Origin of the sequence: Lactonifactor sp. BIOML-A5 (assembly GCF_009677585.1) — a bacterium.
Lineage (GTDB): Bacteria > Bacillota > Clostridia > Lachnospirales > Lachnospiraceae > Lactonifactor.
Genome location: NZ_WKYV01000003.1, coordinates 49,325 through 67,704 on the forward strand (window position 1 = coordinate 49,325; position 18,380 = coordinate 67,704).

Sequence of the window (18,380 nt, forward strand, 5' to 3'; positions counted from 1 at the left end):
CTTTGGGCGCTCTCAGGCGCCAGTTGGAGGAAATTATGATTCGTTTTTTAGTGGTATGTATAGTTGTTGTAGGTTTCCTGATTTTATCCATTCCCATTCTTTTTATTGAATGGCTTATCGGTCTGGCCTTTCCCAGGGTTAAGGATATGACTTCCCTCAGACTGGTCCAGGGAGTCTTCCGGCTGTGTATCCGTGTGGCCGGTATTGACGCTACGGTAATCGGCCACGAAAAAGTTCCCACTGACCAGCCGGTGCTGTACATTGGGAACCACAGAAGCTTTTTCGATATTCTGCTTACGTATGTTCAGTGCCCTGGACGCACAGGATATGTAGCCAAAAAAGAGATGCTCAAGATTCCTCTGCTCAGCAACTGGATGAAGTACCTGCACTGTCTCTTCCTGGACAGGGATAATATCAAAGAAGGTCTAAAGACTATCCTGGCAGGGGTGGACGAAGTTAAAAAGGGGATCTCTGTCTGCATCTTCCCGGAGGGGACCAGAAACAAGGGTAAGGACGAATTGGAGCTTCTCCCCTTTCATGAAGGGAGCTTTAAGATTGCAACCAAATCAGGATGTCCAATCATTCCCATTGCCCTGAACAATACCTCCGCAATCTTCGAGGATCAGTTTCCCCGGATTAAGGCCAGAAAAGTAGTGATTGAATATGGAGATCCCATTTATCCCAGCCAGCTCAGCAAAGAAGACAAGAAATTTCTCGGGGAATACTGCAGAAAGCTCATTGCTGAGATGCTTGAGAAAAACAAAAAGCAGTACGGTGTCTGATTTTAAAAAAATAAAAGCCCCGCGGCCCCGGCACCCAGCATTAACAGGATCGGATGGATCCGAAACCGCCGCAGAAGCAGCAGAGACCCTGCAAACAGGAGCATAGAGGGAAGTCCGCCGCCGGGCTTCCCTTTTTGAAACAGCGCCAGGCCCAGTATAGTTACCGCTGCTGATAGGATCAAACCCAGGGAAGATGCCCTCAGTCCCCGAAACGCCTCTCTGATATAGACAGACTGCCGGTTCTTCTCCAGAAACCTATAGAGCAGAAGAGAGATGATAACTCCTGCCAGAATACAGCCTGCGGTGGCCAGTACAGCTCCGGGGATTCCTCCCGTCTGCAGTCCCACAAAGGTAGATGTATTGACTGCCAAAGGGCCGGGAGTCATCTGAGATATGGTAATAATATCCGTGAACTCTCTTACGGTCAGCCAATGCCTCTCCTCTACCACCTGGGATTGGATCAGAGGAATTACAGCATATCCTCCCCCATAGCTGCACACCCCAATCTCTAAAAATACAGTGAATAATGTCTTTAACACACCTCTCCCCCTCTCCGTCCCCACATCTTTGCCGCGCAGAGAAAACTGGAAAGCCCCAGCAGAAGGAGCACCGGCAGATGCAGCACATAACTCCCCAAAAAGGTCCCCACTGCCAGGATCGGAAGAAGCATGTATTTTTCCCTCCAGAGAGCCCTCCACATATCAATGAGCAGATCTACGATTAATGCGGCCACTCCTGTTTCCATACCTCCAAGGATCCCTCTCAGAATCCGGTTGCCGGCCACCGCCTCATATCCCATGGATACCAGAGACAGAATAAGCAAAGGAGGTACCACAGAGCCCACACAGCTCATGAGTGCCCCTATCCTGCCGGCCACACGGTATCCGGTCAGTGCCGACAGATTCACGGCGATTGCCCCTGGGGCCGACTGTGCAACTGCGGACATCTCCAGCAGATCTTCCTCCTGAAATAACGCATGTTTCTCTACAAAATACTTTCTTATCATTGGAATCACAACATATCCCCCGCCAAATGTAAATGCGCTGATAAACATATGTATAAAAAACAGCCATAAACAGCGCCGTACCTGATATATCATCTGGTTTCCCCTTTCTGAAGTGAGGCAGCACCTCACGTTTATTCCTATTATATCTCTTGCCAATCCATTAGTAAAATTATATAATTTTCTATATATCATAAATAATTAGTAATGGATTGGAGACAGTATGACCATTCGACATTTATACATATTCAAAATTGTCTGCGAGGAAGGAAGCTTTACCAGGGCGGCCCGCCGCCTGTATATGACCCAGCCGGCGGTCTCCCACGCTATTCTTGAACTGGAAGCAGAGATTGGTTCCCCTCTCTTCGATCGCCTTTCCAGGCGCATCTATCTGAATGCATCCGGCAACATTATGCTGTCAAAGGTTAACCGGCTGCTGGAATTGTACGAGGAGCTTAAATCGAATGCGCTCACTGCTGAGCAGCCGCTGCCGCTTCGGATTGGTTCTACAATTACTATAGGAAACTTCTGGCTTCCCTCTATCATGGCCGCTTTTTGCAGCTCAGCAGAGCATATACAGGAACAGATTATCATAGAGCAGGCCGGGGCTGTCACCCAAAAGCTGCTGAACAATGAGCTGGATCTGGCTCTGATCGAGGGGCCCATTCCCTACTCCCAGCTGGTAAGCCTGCCCTTTTCCTCCTATTCTCTGTTGTTTTTATGTTCTCCCGGGCACCCCTGCGCCCTCAGGTCCATGCTCACACTGGAGGCTCTTCAGAGGGAAAGGCTGCTGGTACGGGAAAAGGGGAGTGCCATCCGGGATACCCTGGACAGCGCCTTCACACTGGCCGGTCTGTCACTCACCCCAGCCTGGACCAGTGTCAATTCTCAGGCGCTCATACAGGCAGCCAAAGCCTCTCTTGGGATCACTGTTCTTCCGGATATTCTGGTTAAAGAAGAGATAAAAAAAGGAGAGCTCATTCCCCTGGAAACAGGTGAGCTCTCCCTACAGAACGTAAATCATATTGTGTACCATAAGGATAAATATATCCCGGAAGCCATGAAATTATTTATTGAGACTGCAATGACCGCTTCCCATTTATAAGTACTTTGCGGCTGCACTCCTGCCGCACGGTAAGAATGCCTCTATCTGTCCCGGGTAAGGGCTTCAACCACCCTTTCAAACTTCATAAAGTGAGAGGCCTTCACAAGTATCGTATCCCCTTTCCGGATGATTTTGTCCAACCCTTCCAGAAGCTCCTCCAGTGATTCCATATGGATCACTTTCGTATGAGTGCCTCCCAATTTTGCCGCTTCTGCCATGCCTCTGGAAAGCGCTCCCACACATACACATACATCAAGGTCCAGCGTGGCCGCAAAAGCCCCCACTTCCCTGTGCATCCTGGCTTCCTGCTCTCCAAGTTCACCCATATCGCCCAAGATAGCTACTTTACGTCCCAAAGCATCGGTGAGGAGCTCCAGGGACGCTTTCATAGATACTGGATTGGCATTGTAACAGTCGTCTATTACCGTGATACCGTTTTTATCTATTATATGGAACCTTCCGCTGAGAGGCTGCAGACTTTCGATCCCCGCTTTTATCTGTTCCGCAGTCAGGCCGTATACACGCCCCACTGCAGCGCCGGCCAGTGCATTGTACACCATATGCTGCCCCGGAAGCGGGATCAATACCTGAAAAGAAGAACCATCCATATGAATACGGCAGGATACGCCTTGTAATCCCCGACTTTCTATCTCATCCGCAAAAAGCCCCCATTGGTTTTGTATTCCGAAGAATTCAGGCTGCACCCCTTTCACTTCACCCACAGAGGAAAGCTTGTCGTCATCTCCATTCAGGATAATATGCCCAGTCTCCTCCAGATAATCAAAAATCTCAGTTTTAGCCTTTAATACCCCATCCCTGGACTTCAGAAATTCCAGATGACAATATCCAATGTTGGTAATCACACAAGTCTCTGGCCTGGCAATCCCTGCCAGACGGTGCATCTCACCAAAATCACTGATTCCCATCTCAAGAACGGCAATCTCATGTTCTTCCCTTAGGCGGAAAATCGTCAGAGGCAGTCCCAGCTCATTATTAAAATTCCCCTGTGTCTTCAAAACCTTATATTTTTGAGCGAGAACTGCAGCTATCATTTCTTTGGTGCTGGTCTTCCCCACACTGCCGGTAATTCCCACCACCGGAATCTTAAGCTGTCTCAGGTAATACGCGGCAATGTCCTTCACTGCCTGAAGGGAGGAATCTACCTGAATCCAGGGATATCCCTTTTCTCCCAAATCCTGTTCTGAAAGGGTGCACAAAGCACCGGCCTCCATCACCCTTTCAATAAATTCATGGGCATCTACCCTTGCCCCTTTGATGGGGACAAACAGACAGCCCTCCTCTGCTTTCCGGCTGTCCGTAATAATGCTGGTCACGCACACTGCCTTTTTCTCCTCCGGTCCCCTGTAAGTTCCATGGCAGGCCGCGGCAATATGTTCTAATGTCAGATTTTTCATATGTTTCTCCATCTATTCATATTTCTTCAGGGATACCTGGATGAGCCTCTCGCACAGAGCAGGAAAATCCATGCCCAAAGCTCCAGCTTCCTGAGGAAGCAGGCTGGTAGGTGTCATTCCCGGCAGCGTATTGGCCTCCAGGCAGAAGAACTCGCCCTTCTCATTCATCATAAAATCAAGACGGGCATAGCTTTCCAGAGACAGGGCCTGGTAGCCTTTCACCGCTGCCTCCTGCATCTTCTCCGCTGTCTCGGCCGGGATCTCAGCCGGACAAGTCTCAATGGCGGCACCTGCCTGATATTTGTTCTTATAGTCATAGAAGCCTGTAATTGGGGCTATCTCAATAATAGGATAGGCCTCCCCGTCCACAACGCCTACGGAGAACTCTCTGCCCTGAATATACTGCTCCACAATAGTTTCCTCCTCATAGGAAAAGGACTCCTCCAGGGCTTTCTCGTATTCTTCCCGGCTTTTGGCAATGCATACCCCTACGCTTGATCCACCGCAGCACGGCTTCACCACCACAGGCAGCTCCATCTGGTAATCCGCAGGATCCCTGCTGTAATTGTCCTTTTTCAGAAGTACACCTCCGGGCGTGGGTACTCCCGCCGATCGGAAGATACTTTTAGTAATTCCTTTGTCCATGGCCATACCGCTGCCCAGAGGGCCTGTTCCTGTATATTTAATTCCCATCAGGTCAAAACAGGCCTGCACCTTTCCGTTCTCGCCGTTTTCCCCGTGAAGAGCCAGAAATACGATGTCTGCCTGCCGGCACATCTCCAATACATGGGATCCGAAAAATTCTCTGTCTTTTTTCCTTTTCTCTTCCTGTCCGTTGAAGCTATTGATATAAGCAACCTCTCTGTCCAGATCATACTCTGTAGGAAATAAATCAGACGGCATTTCCTTTTTGCCGAAAGAGACATCTACTAATATTGCACGGTGTTTTTTTTCTCTCAAGGCCTCGCAGACCTTCGTTCCGGATATAATGGAAATCTCCCGCTCGGTGCTGATTCCCCCTGCCAGTACGACAATGTTCATAATAGTCACTCCTCACATAAATACGACGTTTTACTTATTCATTATACTAATCAATAATGCCCGTTTTGTCAATGAAATGAAGGGATTTAGCACCATATGCAAGAAGGAGAGCATTTTCCCTTTCATCCTCTCCGAAATAGGCGAACCAACAAAAAAAGAGCTTCCAAAGCGCCAGATACTGACGCTCTGCAAGCCCCTTCGCATTTAATATACAACCACCGGTGTCCCGATTTCAACGTTGTTATATATGGTCTTTGCATTCTCAAAAGGTGTATTTACACATCCGTGTGAACCACTGGATTTATAAATCTCTCCTCCGAAATCACTTCTCCAGCTGGCATCATGGATTCCCACGCCGCCGTTAAAAGGCATCCAGTAGCTTACCGGGGAAGAATATCCCTGCCCCTTCAGGAATGTATCCCGTTTCTTGGCATCAATAGCCCATACTCCCCCCGCGGGGGTATCATACCCCTTGGCAACGCTTCCTGTTACAATAGGCGTATCTACAATCTGCTGGCCATCCTTGTAACACCACATCCGCTGATCCTGTATGCTGACCTCCACGTAAGTACCGCCGATGTCGTTGGTGTCCCTGCATTTTCCGGAATAGAGATAGATAGGCTCTCTGGTCTGGGATTCCCCTGCCTCTATTGCCTCTATCAGCGCCGCTGTCTCTTTGTCTTTATTGATGACCCATCCGTAGTCTCCTCCCTTCAGGTGAACCGTAGTCCCCAGAGAGGTTTTAAAATCGCGGCTCAGGCCGAACGTATCGTACTCATATCCCAGTTCCTTTACATACTGTTTTACTTTCTCCGAATCCAGCCCCACATTCCCTTCCTCGTCTGTGGTGAGAAAGGTTTTAATTACGTCCTTGTCAACCACCTCCTGACGGTCTGAAAAGTCATAGGTGATGGTTACCTGCAGATATGTATTAATCTGATCCCTCTGTTTGATCAGGTCTTCGTTATCGCTCAGTACGGAAGGCTTCAGATAGCAGTCTGCATCTTCAAAAGAAACCTCCGTCTCTCCCCCGGCTATCGCTTCCTTCAAAAGCTGCTTAGCCTTGTCCTGATCCAGCGCATTTCCCTGAACCTCAGGACTGATTTCATAGCCGGATTCCCCTTCCACCAGCTTGGCATCCTGCGGCTGGGTGATGTTCTCTTCCTTAAAGCAATCCAGCCCGTCAATGGCGGCCGCCAGCTTTTCTTCGTCGTAGGTGGTTGTGGCTGACATCGTATAAGCTTTATGGTTAGTAAAAGACATAGGCCACAAAAATGGGTTCTGTTCCTCTTTCAATTCCTTGATCTTGCCGTCGCTGACATATTTCATGTCAATCTGGGTTGCGGTTATATTCTCTGTCTTATCTTCCCGCTCCCTGACCTTTAAGGTATAGGATCCAATTTCATCGGCAATAATCTCCTCTACTTCCTCCACAGTTTTTCCGGTACAGTTAATTCCATTAATCTTGGATCCGGAATAAAAATGCTTTGAATAATAGAAGGATGCCCCCAGATAAATGACGGCAATCACCGCTACATACGCGATAAGAATACCCAGGACAATCTTCCTGGCCTTAGCTTTTTTCTTTCCTTTTCTCTTAGTTTTCATAATAAATTCCCCTGTTTTTCTGCTTATTTCTACTCCCGTCCTATTGTAACATTACCCATTTGTTTGGTAAAGCCTTTTCACAGAATTTTAAGGATTTCCAGCCGACCAAAAGCGACACTTCCCGCCTGCAGAAAATGAGCCCTCCCCGGGGGAAGGCTCATCTGTTTACTTGCTTTCCAATATTTTATCAATACTTACCAGCTTCACGCTGAGAACAAAGATATCGGCCGCTACTGCAAGTTCCTCTGGTGTGGGGTAGGAGGGAGCGATACGGATGTTGCTGTCCTTCGGATCTTTCCCGTAGGGGAAGGTTGCCCCTGCTCCAGTCATCACCAGTCCTGCCTCCTTTGCCTTGGCTACAATAGCTTTTGCGCAGCCCTCCATCGCATCAAAGGAAATAAAGTACCCCCCTTTAGGCGCGATCCAGCTTCCAATCCCGGTGCCCTGAAGTTCTTTTTCCAGGACATTGATCACTGCCTCAAACTTTGGTCTCATTATGTCCGCATGCTTTTTCATGTGTGCGGTCAGACCGTCTAAGTCTTTGAAGAATCTCACATGGCGGAGTTCATTTAATTTGTCATGGCCGATTGTCTGGAACTGCATATGTCTCTTAAAGTCCTCCAGGTTGGCAGGTGATGCAGCAACTGCCGCGATCCCCGAACCGGGAAAGCTCACTTTGGAGGTTGAGGTAAATTTATATACAAGATCGGGATTGCCGGCCTTGGCACACTCTCCCAGAATTTCTATAAGAAAATCCTGATCGTCTTCATAGAGGTGATGAATACTGTACGCATTGTCCCAGTAGATTCTAAAGTCCTTTGCCGCAGGTTTTAATCTGGCAAATCTTCTGACCGTCTCATCGGAATAGGTGATTCCCTGGGGATTGGAATATTTCGGCACACACCAGATTCCCTTGATGGACGCATCCTCACTTACCAGTTTTTCTACCAGATCCATATCAGGGCCTGTGGAAAGCATCGGAACATTGATCATCTCAATGCCAAAATATTCTGTAACAGCAAAATGTCTGTCATATCCGGGTACAGGACATAGGAACTTTACTTTATCCAGTTTACACCATGGAGTACTCCCGCACACTCCGTGGGTCATGGATCTGGCTACTGTATCAAACATCACATTCAAACTGGAATTTCCATAGATAATAATGCTGTCAGGATCTACCTCAGACATTGCACCTAAAAGCCTTTTCGCCTCAGGAATTCCATCCAGAACACCATAGTTTCTGCAGTCAATCCCTGCCTCGCACTTCAGATCTGCAGAGCTGTTCAGTACATCCATCATACCCATAGCCAAATCCAGCTGTGCTGCTGCCGGTTTACCCCTGGACATATCCAGCTTCAGTCCTTTTCCCTTCACATCCTCATACTGTTTTTCCAGTTCTTCCTTCATACGCAGCAGCTGTTCCCTGCTCAATTCACTATATGGTACCATCCTCAATTTCCTCCTAGCGTTCTGCAACAAATTCTCATAATTGCTATTGTAGTATGAGATTTGACTAATTGTCAATACCAACTTGCATTTTTTGGCATTTTCAACTGGTTCATTTCCTGTTTTTTCGTTTTTGTATGCATTATCATATATTATTTCCTTCATTTCGTACGTTCGTCTAGCCCTCTGCTCATTTTTCCTTCTTTATAAATAGAAGCCGGAGCTCATGGAAGAGCAACGGTATTGCCGATACTGCCAGAAGCCAGAGCCAGGTGCCCATATCCAGTTTCACGGTCTGGAAGGCCTGAACAAAATAAGGAATCTCTGTCACCATAAACTGAAGCCCCAAACCTGCAAAGAATGCAAAGATCATGAAAGGATTCTCCAGGTGATTCATCCGAAAGATGGAGCGCTCCGTATCTCTCATCCCAATGGCATGGAAAAGCTGGGAAACCCCCAGCACGGTAAATGCATAGGTCTGCCCGCCTTTGTGAAAAGCATACAGCGTAATCCCAGCGATCACCATTCCGTAAAATACAGTCAAAAACCAGCCTCCGTGGGCAAACAGGCTCTCACCCGGATCCCGGGGCGGATGGTTCATGAGCGTTTTTCTGTTATTTTTGTCTACCCCTAGCGCCAGTGCCGGAAGAGAATCTGTAATCAGATTTACCCACAGAATATGGCTGGCTTTAAGGGGCGTGGGCAGAGCCAGCAGCACAGCCGCAAACATGGTAATAATCTCCCCGAAGTTAGAGGACAGGAGAAACAGAATGGATTTTTTAATGTTTACATAGATACTGCGCCCTTCTTCCATCGCCTTTTCTATAGTAGAAAAGTTATCATCTGTAAGAATCATATCTGCAGCGTTCTTGGCCACGTCCGTACCTGATTTACCCATGGCGATTCCGATGTCCGCAGCCTGGAGCGAGGGAGCATCATTCACCCCATCCCCTGTCATTGCCACGATCTGTCCATTCTTTTTAAATCCTCTGACAATCCTGACTTTGTGTTCCGGTGTTACACGGGCGAATACTCTGAGCTTTGGAATGACTTCCTCCAGTCTCTCATCCGTCATGCGCTCCAGTTCGTCTCCGCTGATGCACTGTTCCCTGGCGTCAGCGATGCCGATTTTATTGGCTATAGCATAGGCCGTATCCTTGTGATCGCCTGTTATCATGGCTACCTTAACGCCGGCCCGGTGGAGGATAGATACGGAATTCCTGACTGCCTCTCTGGGAGGATCCATCATCCCTGTAAGGCCGATAAAGACCAGCCCTTTCATGAGTCCTTCATCGGTAACCTCCCCGGCCCGTTCCTTCATGGCTAAAGCCAGAACCCGCAAGGCATCCCTCGCCATGCTTTCCATCGCCTGGCGGATCTTCATTCTCTGCACCTGGGTCATAGGCAGGATCTTGCCTCTCACCAGTATCCCGGTGCACTGTTCCAGGATATAATCCCCGGCGCCTTTTACATATGCAGTATTATATTTTCCCTCTCTGTGGACAGTTACCATGTATTTCTTCTGGGAGTCAAAGGGCTGCTCCCCTATCCTGGGCTTTTGCTTTTCCAGAACCTCTTTCTTTACTCCTCTCTCTTTTCCCATGTAGAGCAGGGCCAGTTCTGTGGGATCCCCGATCTCCTGTTCCCCCAGCTGGCTGTCATTGCATAAGAGATATCCCTCCAGAAACCTATCGTGAAGCTGCGGGTTCAATTTCTCTGCGGGCATAATTTCACCGTTGCAGTAGACAGTAACCACCTTCATCTTATTTTCCGTTAAGGTTCCTGTTTTATCGGAACACACCACCCCTACTGCTCCAAGGGTTTCCACTGCAGGGAGCTTCCGGATAATAGTATTCACCTTCACCATACGGGCAACCCCCAGTGCGAGAACTATGGTTACCACCGCAGGAAGTCCTTCCGGTATGGCTGCCACAGCAAGGGAAATAGCAAGGAGAAGCATCTGCAGAATGTTACGGTGCTGTACCACTCCTATCAAAAAAAGACCCACGCAGAGAGCCACTGCCACTACGCTGAGTATCTTTCCCAGATCTCCCAGACGTTTTTGAAGAGGGGTTAGCTCTCCTGTAGTTTCGTTAATAAGACCGGCGATTTTCCCCAGCTCAGTCTCCATGCCTGTAGCTACTACAATCCCCTCACCCTGGCCCTTCATGGCCTCTGTAGTCATATAGGCCATGTTCTTCCTGTCAGCCATAGGGGCTTCGGCGGACATAGGCTGGTCCGTTTTTTCCACCGGCATTGATTCTCCTGTAAGGGCAGACTCATTGATCGCCAGACCTCTGACGCTGGTTATCCGAACATCCGCAGGCACCTGGCGACCTGCTTCTATCTTTACCAAGTCTCCCGGTACTACCTGGGAGGCGGGAATCTCCTGGTATTCATTATCTCTCTTTACAAGGGCCACCGGGGCCGCCAGCTTCTTCAGGGCTTCCATGGCCTTTCTGGCCTTCCCCTCCTGTATTACCCCCACTGCCGTATTCATGGCTATTACAACAAATATAATGATGGTATCACTGTATTCTCTCAGAAGCATCGAAATAGCTGCCGCCATGAATAAGATGAAGATCATGGGTTCATTCAGCTGCTCCAGAATCATGCCCCACACAGTCTGCCCCTTCTCCTTTTTCAGTACATTCTCCCCATACTCCTTTAAGCGGCTGCGGGCTTCCTCCTTCGGCAGTCCTCTCCTGCTGTCTGTACGGAATCTCTCTTCCAGTTCATTCACATCCTGTATCTCAAACATTCTGGCACCTCCGGTTAAAGTGGCCGGCCTCTTCCTTCAAGGCCCGGCCATTCTAGGATAATGTATGCTTGCCTTTTCAAATATAGAATAGGTATGATATAATTTGAAAAAACAGATTGAATGAAAAAAGAAAGGTAAATTATCATGTGGATAGCAGACGGTTGGAAAGATTATGAGATCATAGATACTTCAAAGGGGGAAAAGCTGGAACGATGGGGAAAGTACCTTCTGGTCCGCCCGGATCCTCAGGTTATCTGGGATACCCCCAGAACCCATAAAGGCTGGACTAAGAGGAATGCCCACTATCACAGAAGCAAAAGCGGCGGGGGAGAATGGGAATTCTTTGATCTGCCGGATCAGTGGGCAATCCATTACAGGGATCTGACCTTTCACCTGAAGCCCTTCAGCTTTAAGCACACGGGACTCTTCCCGGAGCAGGCGGTCAACTGGGACTGGTTCAGCAATAAAATAAAAAAAGCCGGACGTCCGGTCCGGGTTCTGAACTTGTTTGCCTATACCGGCGGGGCTACCATAGCTGCGGCTGCCGCGGGGGCTCAGGTAACACACGTAGATGCCTCCAAAGGTATGGTCACCTGGGCCAAGGAAAATGCCGCTGCCTCAGGGCTGAAGGATGCACCTATCCGGTGGATCGTGGATGACTGCGTCAAGTTCGTGGAGAGGGAAATCCGCAGGGGAAGACAATATGAGGCCATAATTATGGATCCTCCTTCCTACGGAAGGGGACCCAAAGGAGAGATCTGGAAAATAGAAGAGGCTATTTATCCATTGATTCAGCTCTGTACAAAGCTGCTAAGTGACACGCCTCTGTTCTTCCTGGTAAACTCTTATACTACTGGCCTTGCCCCGGCTGTCCTGACTTATATGCTGGCAACAGAGCTTAAAAAGTTCAGGGGCCGGGTGGACTCCCAGGAAGTGGGGCTTCCGGTTTCCTCCAACGGCCTGGTGCTGCCCTGCGGGGCTTCTGGGCGGTGGGAGGCGTAAGCCAGCCTGCTCCTTATGCTATCTGGCGAAGTACCACAGCAAGACCGCAGCCTCTGCGGCCAGGATTACCGGAACGCCCAGGCGGAATTTCAGATGTTTCGTTTTATGGCGGAATACCTGCATTCCGGCCAGGGCTCCCGCGCCTCCGCCGATTGCGGTCAGAAACATTAGCGTGTTCTCCGGGATCCGGTATCTGTGATGTCTGGCTTTATATTTGTCCGCCCCAAAGACAATAAATGTCAGGATATTAATCCCGGCCAGATAAATAAGTTCCGGCCTCATTCTTTTTTCCCCGATGCTGCCTGGCAGGCTGCTGAGAATGCGCCGAAAAGGATTCCCACTACAGGAAACAGAATCCACGCAGTTCCCCACATGCCAAAGCAGAATCCGGCTATCAGAAAGGCGACTACAGTCAGGGGCCATACCACAGACGCTACTACACTGATAATTTTATTTTCCCTTTTGTGGATCTGTGCGTAATTATCCATTTGCAGCAGCTTTTTGTATGCATCCTCCCTGGTTCCAGCCAGGATGAGGAGATTGACTCCTGCTGCGATTAAGATGAGCATGACGCAGATACTGTACCCTGCCGCCGTGTCCCCGAACATCCCTGCCACGAATAAGACTACAGGGGAAATCACGCACAGCAGGACACCGAATACAATATAAATCCGATTGGCATCTTTTATCTCCAGAGCCTCCCGGCCAAGAATCTGCCTTGTAGTTTTTCCCAGGGAGAATTCTCCCTGATCAATGAATTTATAAGCGTCCATCTTCATGCCGCTGTTTACAAAAAGTCCTACAGCAGGCACAAGGAAAATGAAAAAGGACAGGAGCGGCATAAATTCTCTGATCGGCTTCGGAATTCCCATCCCCAGAATGCGGATCTCAAAAAGCTGCGCCAGAAATATAAGCACTGAGACTCCGAAAAGGATAAGGGTTACCCCCAAAGCTACGTGCCGCCCTTCTCTCTGGGCTTCCTGAATGTACCTCTGGGCTTCTTCCAGGGGCAGAAGGCAACTCTCCTCTGCAGGCTCTTCCTCTGTACCCTCCGGGGAAATGCCGAGTTCGCTCAGCAGCTCATCAATATTGCCAAACTCTGAAATTACCCTCCCCACTGCCTCATTCTCAGAGGCACCCTCTTCTTTTAACTCCTGATATTTATCCTCCATACTGGCCAGCAGATCTTCTTTCACCCTGCGGATTTCGGGAGAATCCGGCAGGTTCTGAAACATAGTGTCCAGATAATTTTTAATTGTCTCCATTTATACATCCCTCCTGATAAAATGATTGACTACGTCCTTTGTCAGTTCCCATTCTTCACACTTGCTGCGGTAATATGCCCTGCCCGCGTCTGTCACCCTGTAATACGTACGCCTTTTCCCCTGGGTGGCATTTCCATAATAAGAAGTAATAAACCCATGTTTTTCTAATCGGGTAAAGGCCGAGTATAATGTAGTTTCCTTCATAATGTACCGCCCGCCTGTAATCTCCCGGATATTTCTGGATATCTCATATCCGTAGGAATCTCCGTCTAACAGAAGATATAGAATCATAGTGTCGTTGTATCCCCGTATGACGTCACTGCTAATCATCTTCATGCCTCCTGCCCTTATCGTTCTATGCTACGACTGTCGTAGTACTTCTGACGTAGTAATCATACCACAATTACTACGTCAGGTAAAGTAATTATGCAAATTTTAGGAAGAAAGTTATTTCCTTCATTCACAGTAAACTATATTTTATGGTATTATGTAACAGAAAGGCACAGGAAACCGACAGTCCGGTGCATGTACTGCAGAATCAAAAAACAGGAGGATTTTATTATGTATGGCTCTACATTTGGCAATATATTAAAGATAAGTACCTGGGGAGAATCTCATGGTGCAGGATTGGGCGTGGTAGTGGACGGCTGCCCTGCCGGCCTTCCCCTGTCAGAGGAGGATGTGCAGCGTTATCTGGATCGGAGAAAACCCGGCCAGTCCCGATACGCAACCCCCCGCAGGGAAGGGGACGCCGCAGAGATTCTCTCCGGCGTATTTGAGGGAAAAACCACCGGAGCCCCTATTTCCATAATGATTCGCAACAAAGATCAGCGCTCCCGGGATTACAGCGAGATCGCGGGCTACTACCGCCCCGGCCATGCAGATTATAATTACGATCAGAAATACGGCTTCCGGGATTACCGGGGGGGAGGACGTTCCTCCGGAAGGGAGACCATAGGAAGAGTGGCTGCGGGTGCCATAGCATCAAAGCTTTTGGCACAGCTGGGGATCACCTTCTCTACCTATACCCTGTCCATTGGTCCGGTGGCGATTGACAAAGACCACTTCGAAGAAACAGCAATTTGGGAAAACCCCTTTTACATGCCAGATAAAGACGCTGCCCAGAGGGCTGAAGAATATCTCAAAACCTGTATGAAAGATCACAATTCTTCGGGAGGTATGATCGAGTGTATCATAAAGAACGTACCGGGAGGACTTGGGGATCCGGCTTTTGAAAAACTGGATGCCAATCTGGGCAAAGCAATATTCTCCATCGGGGCTGTCAAAGGGGTAGAAATAGGTGACGGACTTCAGGCGTCAAAGGCAACGGGGCTCACCAACAATGACCCCTACGCCTGCGATACAAAAGGCAATGTGAGAAAGCTGAGTAACCACGCAGGGGGAATCACCGGAGGTATCAGTGACGGCTGCAATACAGACATTATCCTTCGGGCCGCCATAAAACCTACTCCCTCAATCGCAGCACCTCAGAAAACAGTGAACAGAGATGGGGAAAACATAGAGATTAGTATAAAAGGACGCCATGATCCGGTTATTGTTCCCAGAGCTGTTGTAGTTGTAGAGTCCATGGCCGCATTAGTGATCGCGGATGCACTGCTTGGAAGCATGACGTCCCGCATGGACAAAATCATAAAATTCTTCCGCTGAGCGCAAAAAGGGACAGGCCGGGGGCCAAAGGGGGACGTGTTCTTTCTGGAAAGAACACGTCCCCCTTTGGCCCCCGGCCTGTCCCTTTTTGCCCTATCAGACTCCTAAAAATTCGGACAGCTTTCTTATCTGCCTGGCAGAAACCGGGCAGATACTTCCGTCTTCCATGGAAATGGTGCGGGCTTTTTTATCCACCTTCCGGATATATTCTCTGTTTATCAGATAGGCTTTATGACAGCGGAAAAACCGGTCGTCCATAGAGGTCTCCAGCTCATTCAGCTTTTGATAGGTTTCATAAATCGTACTGCAGGTATGTATCCTCACTTTGTGGGAGCCTGAGAGCGTTTCTACAAATACGATTTCGTCAAACGGAACCGAGAATATCCTGCTGGATATCTTTACCGTGAGAACTTTTCTGGATGTTTCAATTTGATGCGTATGGCGGCTGTGTACCAGTTCCAGGCATTGCACCAGCCGCTCCTTAAGCTCAAGCGGGTTATCTTTCAGGATAAAATCCGTGGCTGTCACCTGATAGGTTAAGGCCATTAAGCTAAGCTCTGAATGAGAGGTGATAAAAATAATATATCCCTGGGGATCCACTTCTCTTATTTTTTTTGCCAGTTCCAGACCATTGATATCTGAATGCAGCTGGATATCTAAAAAGTATACGGCTGCCTGGGGTTTTTCTGTTACCTTCTTAAGAAGCTCGTGGGGATCCGGGGATGCAAGCACCAGTTCCATTTCCAGGTTTTCATGAAATAACAAATAGTTTTTAATCACCGTCTGGTAATTCAGCAGAAGCACCTGTTCATCTTCACAGAGATAGATGGGCAGCATATAAATCACTCCTTTATCTTTCGCACGGTATTTCCAGTTTCTGACTGAATATGTGTTCTTTATACTCTGTATTCAGAAGCGCCGAAGGGTATTTCTCCAAAAGCTTGTTTACATTGGAAAGGCCGATTCCCCTGTTCTCCCCCTTTGTACTGTATCCCGGCGTACCAAGGCGGCCCATGGACAGGTTCTCAGTGTCACAGGAATTCTTAATAAGAAAGATACATCGGTCTTCCTCCTGGAGAATTCCAATGTACAGTTCCCGCTTTTTCGAGATGCAGGCGGCTTCCAGGGCATTGTCCAGAAAAATCCCAAGAATGCGGGTGAGATCTATCATGTCCATGGATACCCGTTCCACTTTATAGGGGATATCCACAGACAGGGTAAGTTCTTGGGTAATAGCCTGAATCACCTTCGTATATAGAAGGCTTTTTAGTTCCAGAATCCCCATATTTGTCAGGATCCCTACAGAATATGATTTCTGTCCCAGCTCCTGCCCGGTCGGAAGAATTCGTTCATTAAAGTATGTATGCAGTCCTTCGTAATCCTTTTCATCTAAAAAGCAGCTCATAGTCGTAAGAATATTCGTATAGTCATGTTTAAACGCGCGCATCTGGTTGTACAGACTCTCCAGATTCATTGTATATCCTTCCAGCGCTTCTAAGCGTTCCAGTTTATGTTTCGCAGCCTCCTCCTTTTTTATACTGAAGATGGAAAACGAAAGCAGCACTGAGGAAAGCAAAAAATAGACAATAAATAATACACCGTTAAATGAAACCACCTCAGCCGGATATCCGAGTCTGTCCCCATAAATAATATTAAACACAAACAGTACCACACATATGGCAAGATTCAGACATATGGCAAGGATATTCAGCCGGTTAAACTGTATATCCTGTATCTTAATTTTATTTCGCAGAATATATCCCACCAGCCAGGTAGCACCGCCGCTCACTGCCATAAATAACAGAGAAAACGGTAGAAGATACGTGGTGGCCAGTGCACTCACCTCCAGGCGGAGCAGCTTATCCGCACCGATCAGAAGGACATAATTTATCATAATAGAAATAATATAACCGCAAAGGGAGCAGATACAAGCCAGCAGCCGGTGCCCCTTCTGCGTTAACATCAGAAATACAAAAATAATGGACAGGGAAACAATAGTCCCAGCTTGTCCGATACGGGGAAATACCAGGATAGACATAAAGAACAGCACTGCAAAAAGGATCCCCCTGTGAAGCAGCCGGGGCTTCCCGGGAAGCGGGTTGGTGCATACTAAAATTAGGGTGGCCATGGACAATACTGCATTAGTCAAAATGTTTGCGTTCATAAAACTCTCCTTTTCAAGTCAGATATAGATGCTGTGTTTTTCCTTCTAACATTAAATACGAAACGTTCAGGGTAATAATTACGCTTTTTATGCATAAAACTGCAAAATTAGAATAATATATGATAGTATCTCATTAGAGAGTAATGGATAAAGGAGTATTTGTCAATTAATGGCTGCAAAGGAAATAGTGAGTGGATGAATATAAAAACTTTAAGCCGCCGGCTCGCGGGACAAGTTGCCAGTAGCAACCAGAGGGACAAGGCTGTCAGAGGGGACAGCGTTAAGGTTGTGGCATATGGGCTGGAATTAATTATAGATACTCTTATTAAATTTATCCTTATACTCGGCTGTGCAGTTGCAGTAGGTTTGGGACAGGAAGTACTGCTTGCACTGGCAGTGTTTTGGAGCATGCGCTCCCAGGCAGGGGGGTACCACATGAGGACGGGTGCAGGTTGTACATTCATGATGATCGCACTATGTGGTATCTCCTCTGTATTAAGTAAGTTTCTGAGATGGAACTCTGTGTTCCTGGTTCTGTCTGTCTTCTTTGTTCTGGTTCTGTTATATTGGTCAGCCCCCTGTGATACCAAGAACAATCCAATTTCTAAAATATCCGTACGAAAGAAAATGAAGAGAAATTCACTTATAGTTATGAGCTTCTGGGGCATCATAGCTCTGATGAGTTCTGCAGATTCAGTGAAGGGACTGATTATGATTCCATGTATCTGGGAATCACTTTCCATTCTTCCTTACGGAAAGCTATTCTGCAGAAAAGCCAAATCTGTTTCTGGGAATATTTAATTTTAGCAGGAAAAGGAGACTTCATAAAATGCATACGTTACATACTTTCAAATCATTTGTCGCAGGAAAAATTGAAGAGTTTGCGCTCCATGTAGCCATTAAATCTGTAGGGGAAAGTGTCCCGTGGAACTTTGGAGAAATTTTACCCGATGAGGAAGCCATGGACACAATCAAAAAAATGAAAAAGGAATAAGCACTGCTGCCGTCATAAGAACTTTTATGACGGCAGCCTTTTTTATATGCTGCAGTCACCTTTTCCGCTCTTTTTGAAATTCTTTAGAAATTCTTTCGATTTTCCACGTGAGTAAATTTAGAA

Annotated in this window: 18 protein-coding genes; 6 read left to right on the top strand and 12 right to left on the bottom strand. The window is 47.7% G+C overall.

Translation table 11 applies throughout. The features are described 5' to 3' along the window. Window positions 1–35: 35 nt before the first annotated feature. Window positions 36–782, top strand: a complete 747-nt coding sequence (locus GKG41_RS02865; RefSeq protein ID WP_154256975.1) for a lysophospholipid acyltransferase family protein — start codon at window positions 36–38, stop codon at window positions 780–782. Between the two features lie 2 nt (window positions 783–784). Here GKG41_RS02865 and GKG41_RS02870 read toward each other — a convergent pair whose 3' ends face one another. Further along, a complete protein-coding gene (locus GKG41_RS02870; RefSeq protein ID WP_256280839.1) occupies window positions 785–1,321 on the bottom strand; it encodes a chromate transporter in 537 nt (178 codons plus the stop codon). Next, window positions 1,315–1,881: a chromate transporter gene (locus tag GKG41_RS02875; protein WP_154256976.1), complete on the bottom strand. Its 567-nt coding sequence runs from the start codon at window positions 1,879–1,881 to the stop codon at window positions 1,315–1,317. The genes GKG41_RS02870 and GKG41_RS02875 overlap by 7 nt, the downstream gene beginning before the upstream one ends. Window positions 1,882–2,008: 127 nt before the next feature. Here GKG41_RS02875 and GKG41_RS02880 point away from each other — a divergent pair, with 127 nt between their 5' ends. Beyond that, a complete protein-coding gene (locus GKG41_RS02880; RefSeq protein WP_154256977.1) occupies window positions 2,009–2,890 on the top strand; it encodes a LysR family transcriptional regulator in 882 nt (293 codons plus the stop codon). A 41-nt stretch (window positions 2,891–2,931) separates the two neighbouring features. Here GKG41_RS02880 and murF read toward each other — a convergent pair whose 3' ends face one another. From murF to GKG41_RS02905, 5 genes are all read right to left on the bottom strand, one after another. Further along, window positions 2,932–4,305 (bottom strand): UDP-N-acetylmuramoyl-tripeptide--D-alanyl-D-alanine ligase, encoded by a 1,374-nt coding sequence (murF, locus tag GKG41_RS02885; protein ID WP_154256978.1) that lies wholly within the window; start codon window positions 4,303–4,305, stop codon window positions 2,932–2,934. A gap of 12 nt (window positions 4,306–4,317) precedes the next feature. Continuing rightward, the gene (locus GKG41_RS02890) at window positions 4,318–5,346 is read right to left on the bottom strand and encodes a D-alanine--D-alanine ligase (RefSeq protein ID WP_154256979.1); all 1,029 of its coding nucleotides are present in this window, start codon (window positions 5,344–5,346) and stop codon (window positions 4,318–4,320) included. 204 nt (window positions 5,347–5,550) lie between these two features. Beyond that, on the bottom strand, window positions 5,551–6,954 hold the full coding sequence (locus GKG41_RS02895; RefSeq protein WP_154256980.1) for a L,D-transpeptidase family protein: 1,404 nt from the start codon (window positions 6,952–6,954) through the stop codon (window positions 5,551–5,553). A gap of 165 nt (window positions 6,955–7,119) precedes the next feature. Further along, a complete protein-coding gene (locus tag GKG41_RS02900) occupies window positions 7,120–8,406 on the bottom strand; it encodes an aminotransferase (RefSeq protein ID WP_154256981.1) in 1,287 nt (428 codons plus the stop codon). Between the two features lie 187 nt (window positions 8,407–8,593). After that, window positions 8,594–11,164: a cation-translocating P-type ATPase gene (locus tag GKG41_RS02905; RefSeq protein ID WP_154256982.1), complete on the bottom strand. Its 2,571-nt coding sequence runs from the start codon at window positions 11,162–11,164 to the stop codon at window positions 8,594–8,596. A 144-nt stretch (window positions 11,165–11,308) separates the two neighbouring features. Between GKG41_RS02905 and GKG41_RS02910 the strand changes: the two genes are divergently transcribed. Next, a complete protein-coding gene (locus tag GKG41_RS02910; RefSeq protein WP_154256983.1) occupies window positions 11,309–12,166 on the top strand; it encodes a class I SAM-dependent methyltransferase in 858 nt (285 codons plus the stop codon). An 18-nt stretch (window positions 12,167–12,184) separates the two neighbouring features. Here GKG41_RS02910 and GKG41_RS02915 read toward each other — a convergent pair whose 3' ends face one another. From GKG41_RS02915 to GKG41_RS02925, 3 genes are read right to left on the bottom strand one after another with little or no spacing between them, the layout of a single operon-like run. After that, window positions 12,185–12,448, bottom strand: coding sequence for a DUF1294 domain-containing protein (locus GKG41_RS02915; RefSeq protein WP_154256984.1), 264 nt, complete (start codon window positions 12,446–12,448; stop codon window positions 12,185–12,187). After that, window positions 12,445–13,431: a permease prefix domain 1-containing protein gene (locus tag GKG41_RS02920; RefSeq protein WP_154256985.1), complete on the bottom strand. Its 987-nt coding sequence runs from the start codon at window positions 13,429–13,431 to the stop codon at window positions 12,445–12,447. Before GKG41_RS02920 ends, GKG41_RS02915 begins: the two co-directional genes overlap by 4 nt. Further along, window positions 13,432–13,761, bottom strand: a complete 330-nt coding sequence (locus tag GKG41_RS02925) for a PadR family transcriptional regulator (protein ID WP_154256986.1) — start codon at window positions 13,759–13,761, stop codon at window positions 13,432–13,434. Between the two features lie 231 nt (window positions 13,762–13,992). Between GKG41_RS02925 and aroC the strand changes: the two genes are divergently transcribed. Beyond that, window positions 13,993–15,099 carry a chorismate synthase gene (gene aroC / locus GKG41_RS02930; RefSeq protein ID WP_154256987.1) on the top strand — a complete coding sequence of 369 codons (1,107 nt, stop codon included), beginning with the start codon at window positions 13,993–13,995 and terminating at the stop codon, window positions 15,097–15,099. A 96-nt stretch (window positions 15,100–15,195) separates the two neighbouring features. Here aroC and GKG41_RS02935 read toward each other — a convergent pair whose 3' ends face one another. Both GKG41_RS02935 and GKG41_RS02940 read right to left on the bottom strand, forming a co-directional pair. Beyond that, window positions 15,196–15,936 (bottom strand): LytTR family DNA-binding domain-containing protein, encoded by a 741-nt coding sequence (locus GKG41_RS02935; RefSeq protein WP_154256988.1) that lies wholly within the window; start codon window positions 15,934–15,936, stop codon window positions 15,196–15,198. A gap of 13 nt (window positions 15,937–15,949) precedes the next feature. Next, window positions 15,950–17,263: a GHKL domain-containing protein gene (locus tag GKG41_RS02940; protein WP_154256989.1), complete on the bottom strand. Its 1,314-nt coding sequence runs from the start codon at window positions 17,261–17,263 to the stop codon at window positions 15,950–15,952. 195 nt (window positions 17,264–17,458) lie between these two features. On the opposite strand from GKG41_RS02940, the gene GKG41_RS02945 reads away from it, so the two are divergent. After that, on the top strand, window positions 17,459–18,064 hold the full coding sequence (locus GKG41_RS02945) for an accessory gene regulator B family protein (protein ID WP_154256990.1): 606 nt from the start codon (window positions 17,459–17,461) through the stop codon (window positions 18,062–18,064). A gap of 28 nt (window positions 18,065–18,092) precedes the next feature. Then, a complete protein-coding gene (locus GKG41_RS02950; protein WP_154256991.1) occupies window positions 18,093–18,257 on the top strand; it encodes a hypothetical protein in 165 nt (54 codons plus the stop codon). Window positions 18,258–18,380: the final 123 nt, after the last annotated feature.

Excerpts from the sequence above, each read along its gene's own strand:
- GKG41_RS02865 (WP_154256975.1), top strand. The coding sequence starts at position 36 with ATGATTCGTTTTTTAGTGGTATGTATAGTTGTTGTAGGTTTCCTGATT.
- GKG41_RS02875 (WP_154256976.1), bottom strand. The coding sequence starts at position 1,881 with ATGATATATCAGGTACGGCGCTGTTTATGGCTGTTTTTTATACATATG.
- GKG41_RS02880 (WP_154256977.1), top strand. The coding sequence starts at position 2,009 with ATGACCATTCGACATTTATACATATTCAAAATTGTCTGCGAGGAAGGA.
- murF (WP_154256978.1), bottom strand. The coding sequence starts at position 4,305 with ATGAAAAATCTGACATTAGAACATATTGCCGCGGCCTGCCATGGAACT.
- GKG41_RS02890 (WP_154256979.1), bottom strand. The coding sequence starts at position 5,346 with ATGAACATTGTCGTACTGGCAGGGGGAATCAGCACCGAGCGGGAGATT.
- GKG41_RS02895 (WP_154256980.1), bottom strand. The coding sequence starts at position 6,954 with ATGAAAACTAAGAGAAAAGGAAAGAAAAAAGCTAAGGCCAGGAAGATT.
- GKG41_RS02900 (WP_154256981.1), bottom strand. The coding sequence starts at position 8,406 with ATGGTACCATATAGTGAATTGAGCAGGGAACAGCTGCTGCGTATGAAG.
- GKG41_RS02905 (WP_154256982.1), bottom strand. The coding sequence starts at position 11,164 with ATGTTTGAGATACAGGATGTGAATGAACTGGAAGAGAGATTCCGTACA.
- GKG41_RS02910 (WP_154256983.1), top strand. The coding sequence starts at position 11,309 with ATGTGGATAGCAGACGGTTGGAAAGATTATGAGATCATAGATACTTCA.
- GKG41_RS02915 (WP_154256984.1), bottom strand. The coding sequence starts at position 12,448 with ATGAGGCCGGAACTTATTTATCTGGCCGGGATTAATATCCTGACATTT.
- GKG41_RS02920 (WP_154256985.1), bottom strand. The coding sequence starts at position 13,431 with ATGGAGACAATTAAAAATTATCTGGACACTATGTTTCAGAACCTGCCG.
- GKG41_RS02925 (WP_154256986.1), bottom strand. The coding sequence starts at position 13,761 with ATGATTAGCAGTGACGTCATACGGGGATACAACGACACTATGATTCTA.
- aroC (WP_154256987.1), top strand. The coding sequence starts at position 13,993 with ATGTATGGCTCTACATTTGGCAATATATTAAAGATAAGTACCTGGGGA.
- GKG41_RS02935 (WP_154256988.1), bottom strand. The coding sequence starts at position 15,936 with ATGCTGCCCATCTATCTCTGTGAAGATGAACAGGTGCTTCTGCTGAAT.
- GKG41_RS02940 (WP_154256989.1), bottom strand. The coding sequence starts at position 17,263 with ATGAACGCAAACATTTTGACTAATGCAGTATTGTCCATGGCCACCCTA.
- GKG41_RS02945 (WP_154256990.1), top strand. The coding sequence starts at position 17,459 with ATGAATATAAAAACTTTAAGCCGCCGGCTCGCGGGACAAGTTGCCAGT.
- GKG41_RS02950 (WP_154256991.1), top strand. The coding sequence starts at position 18,093 with ATGCATACGTTACATACTTTCAAATCATTTGTCGCAGGAAAAATTGAA.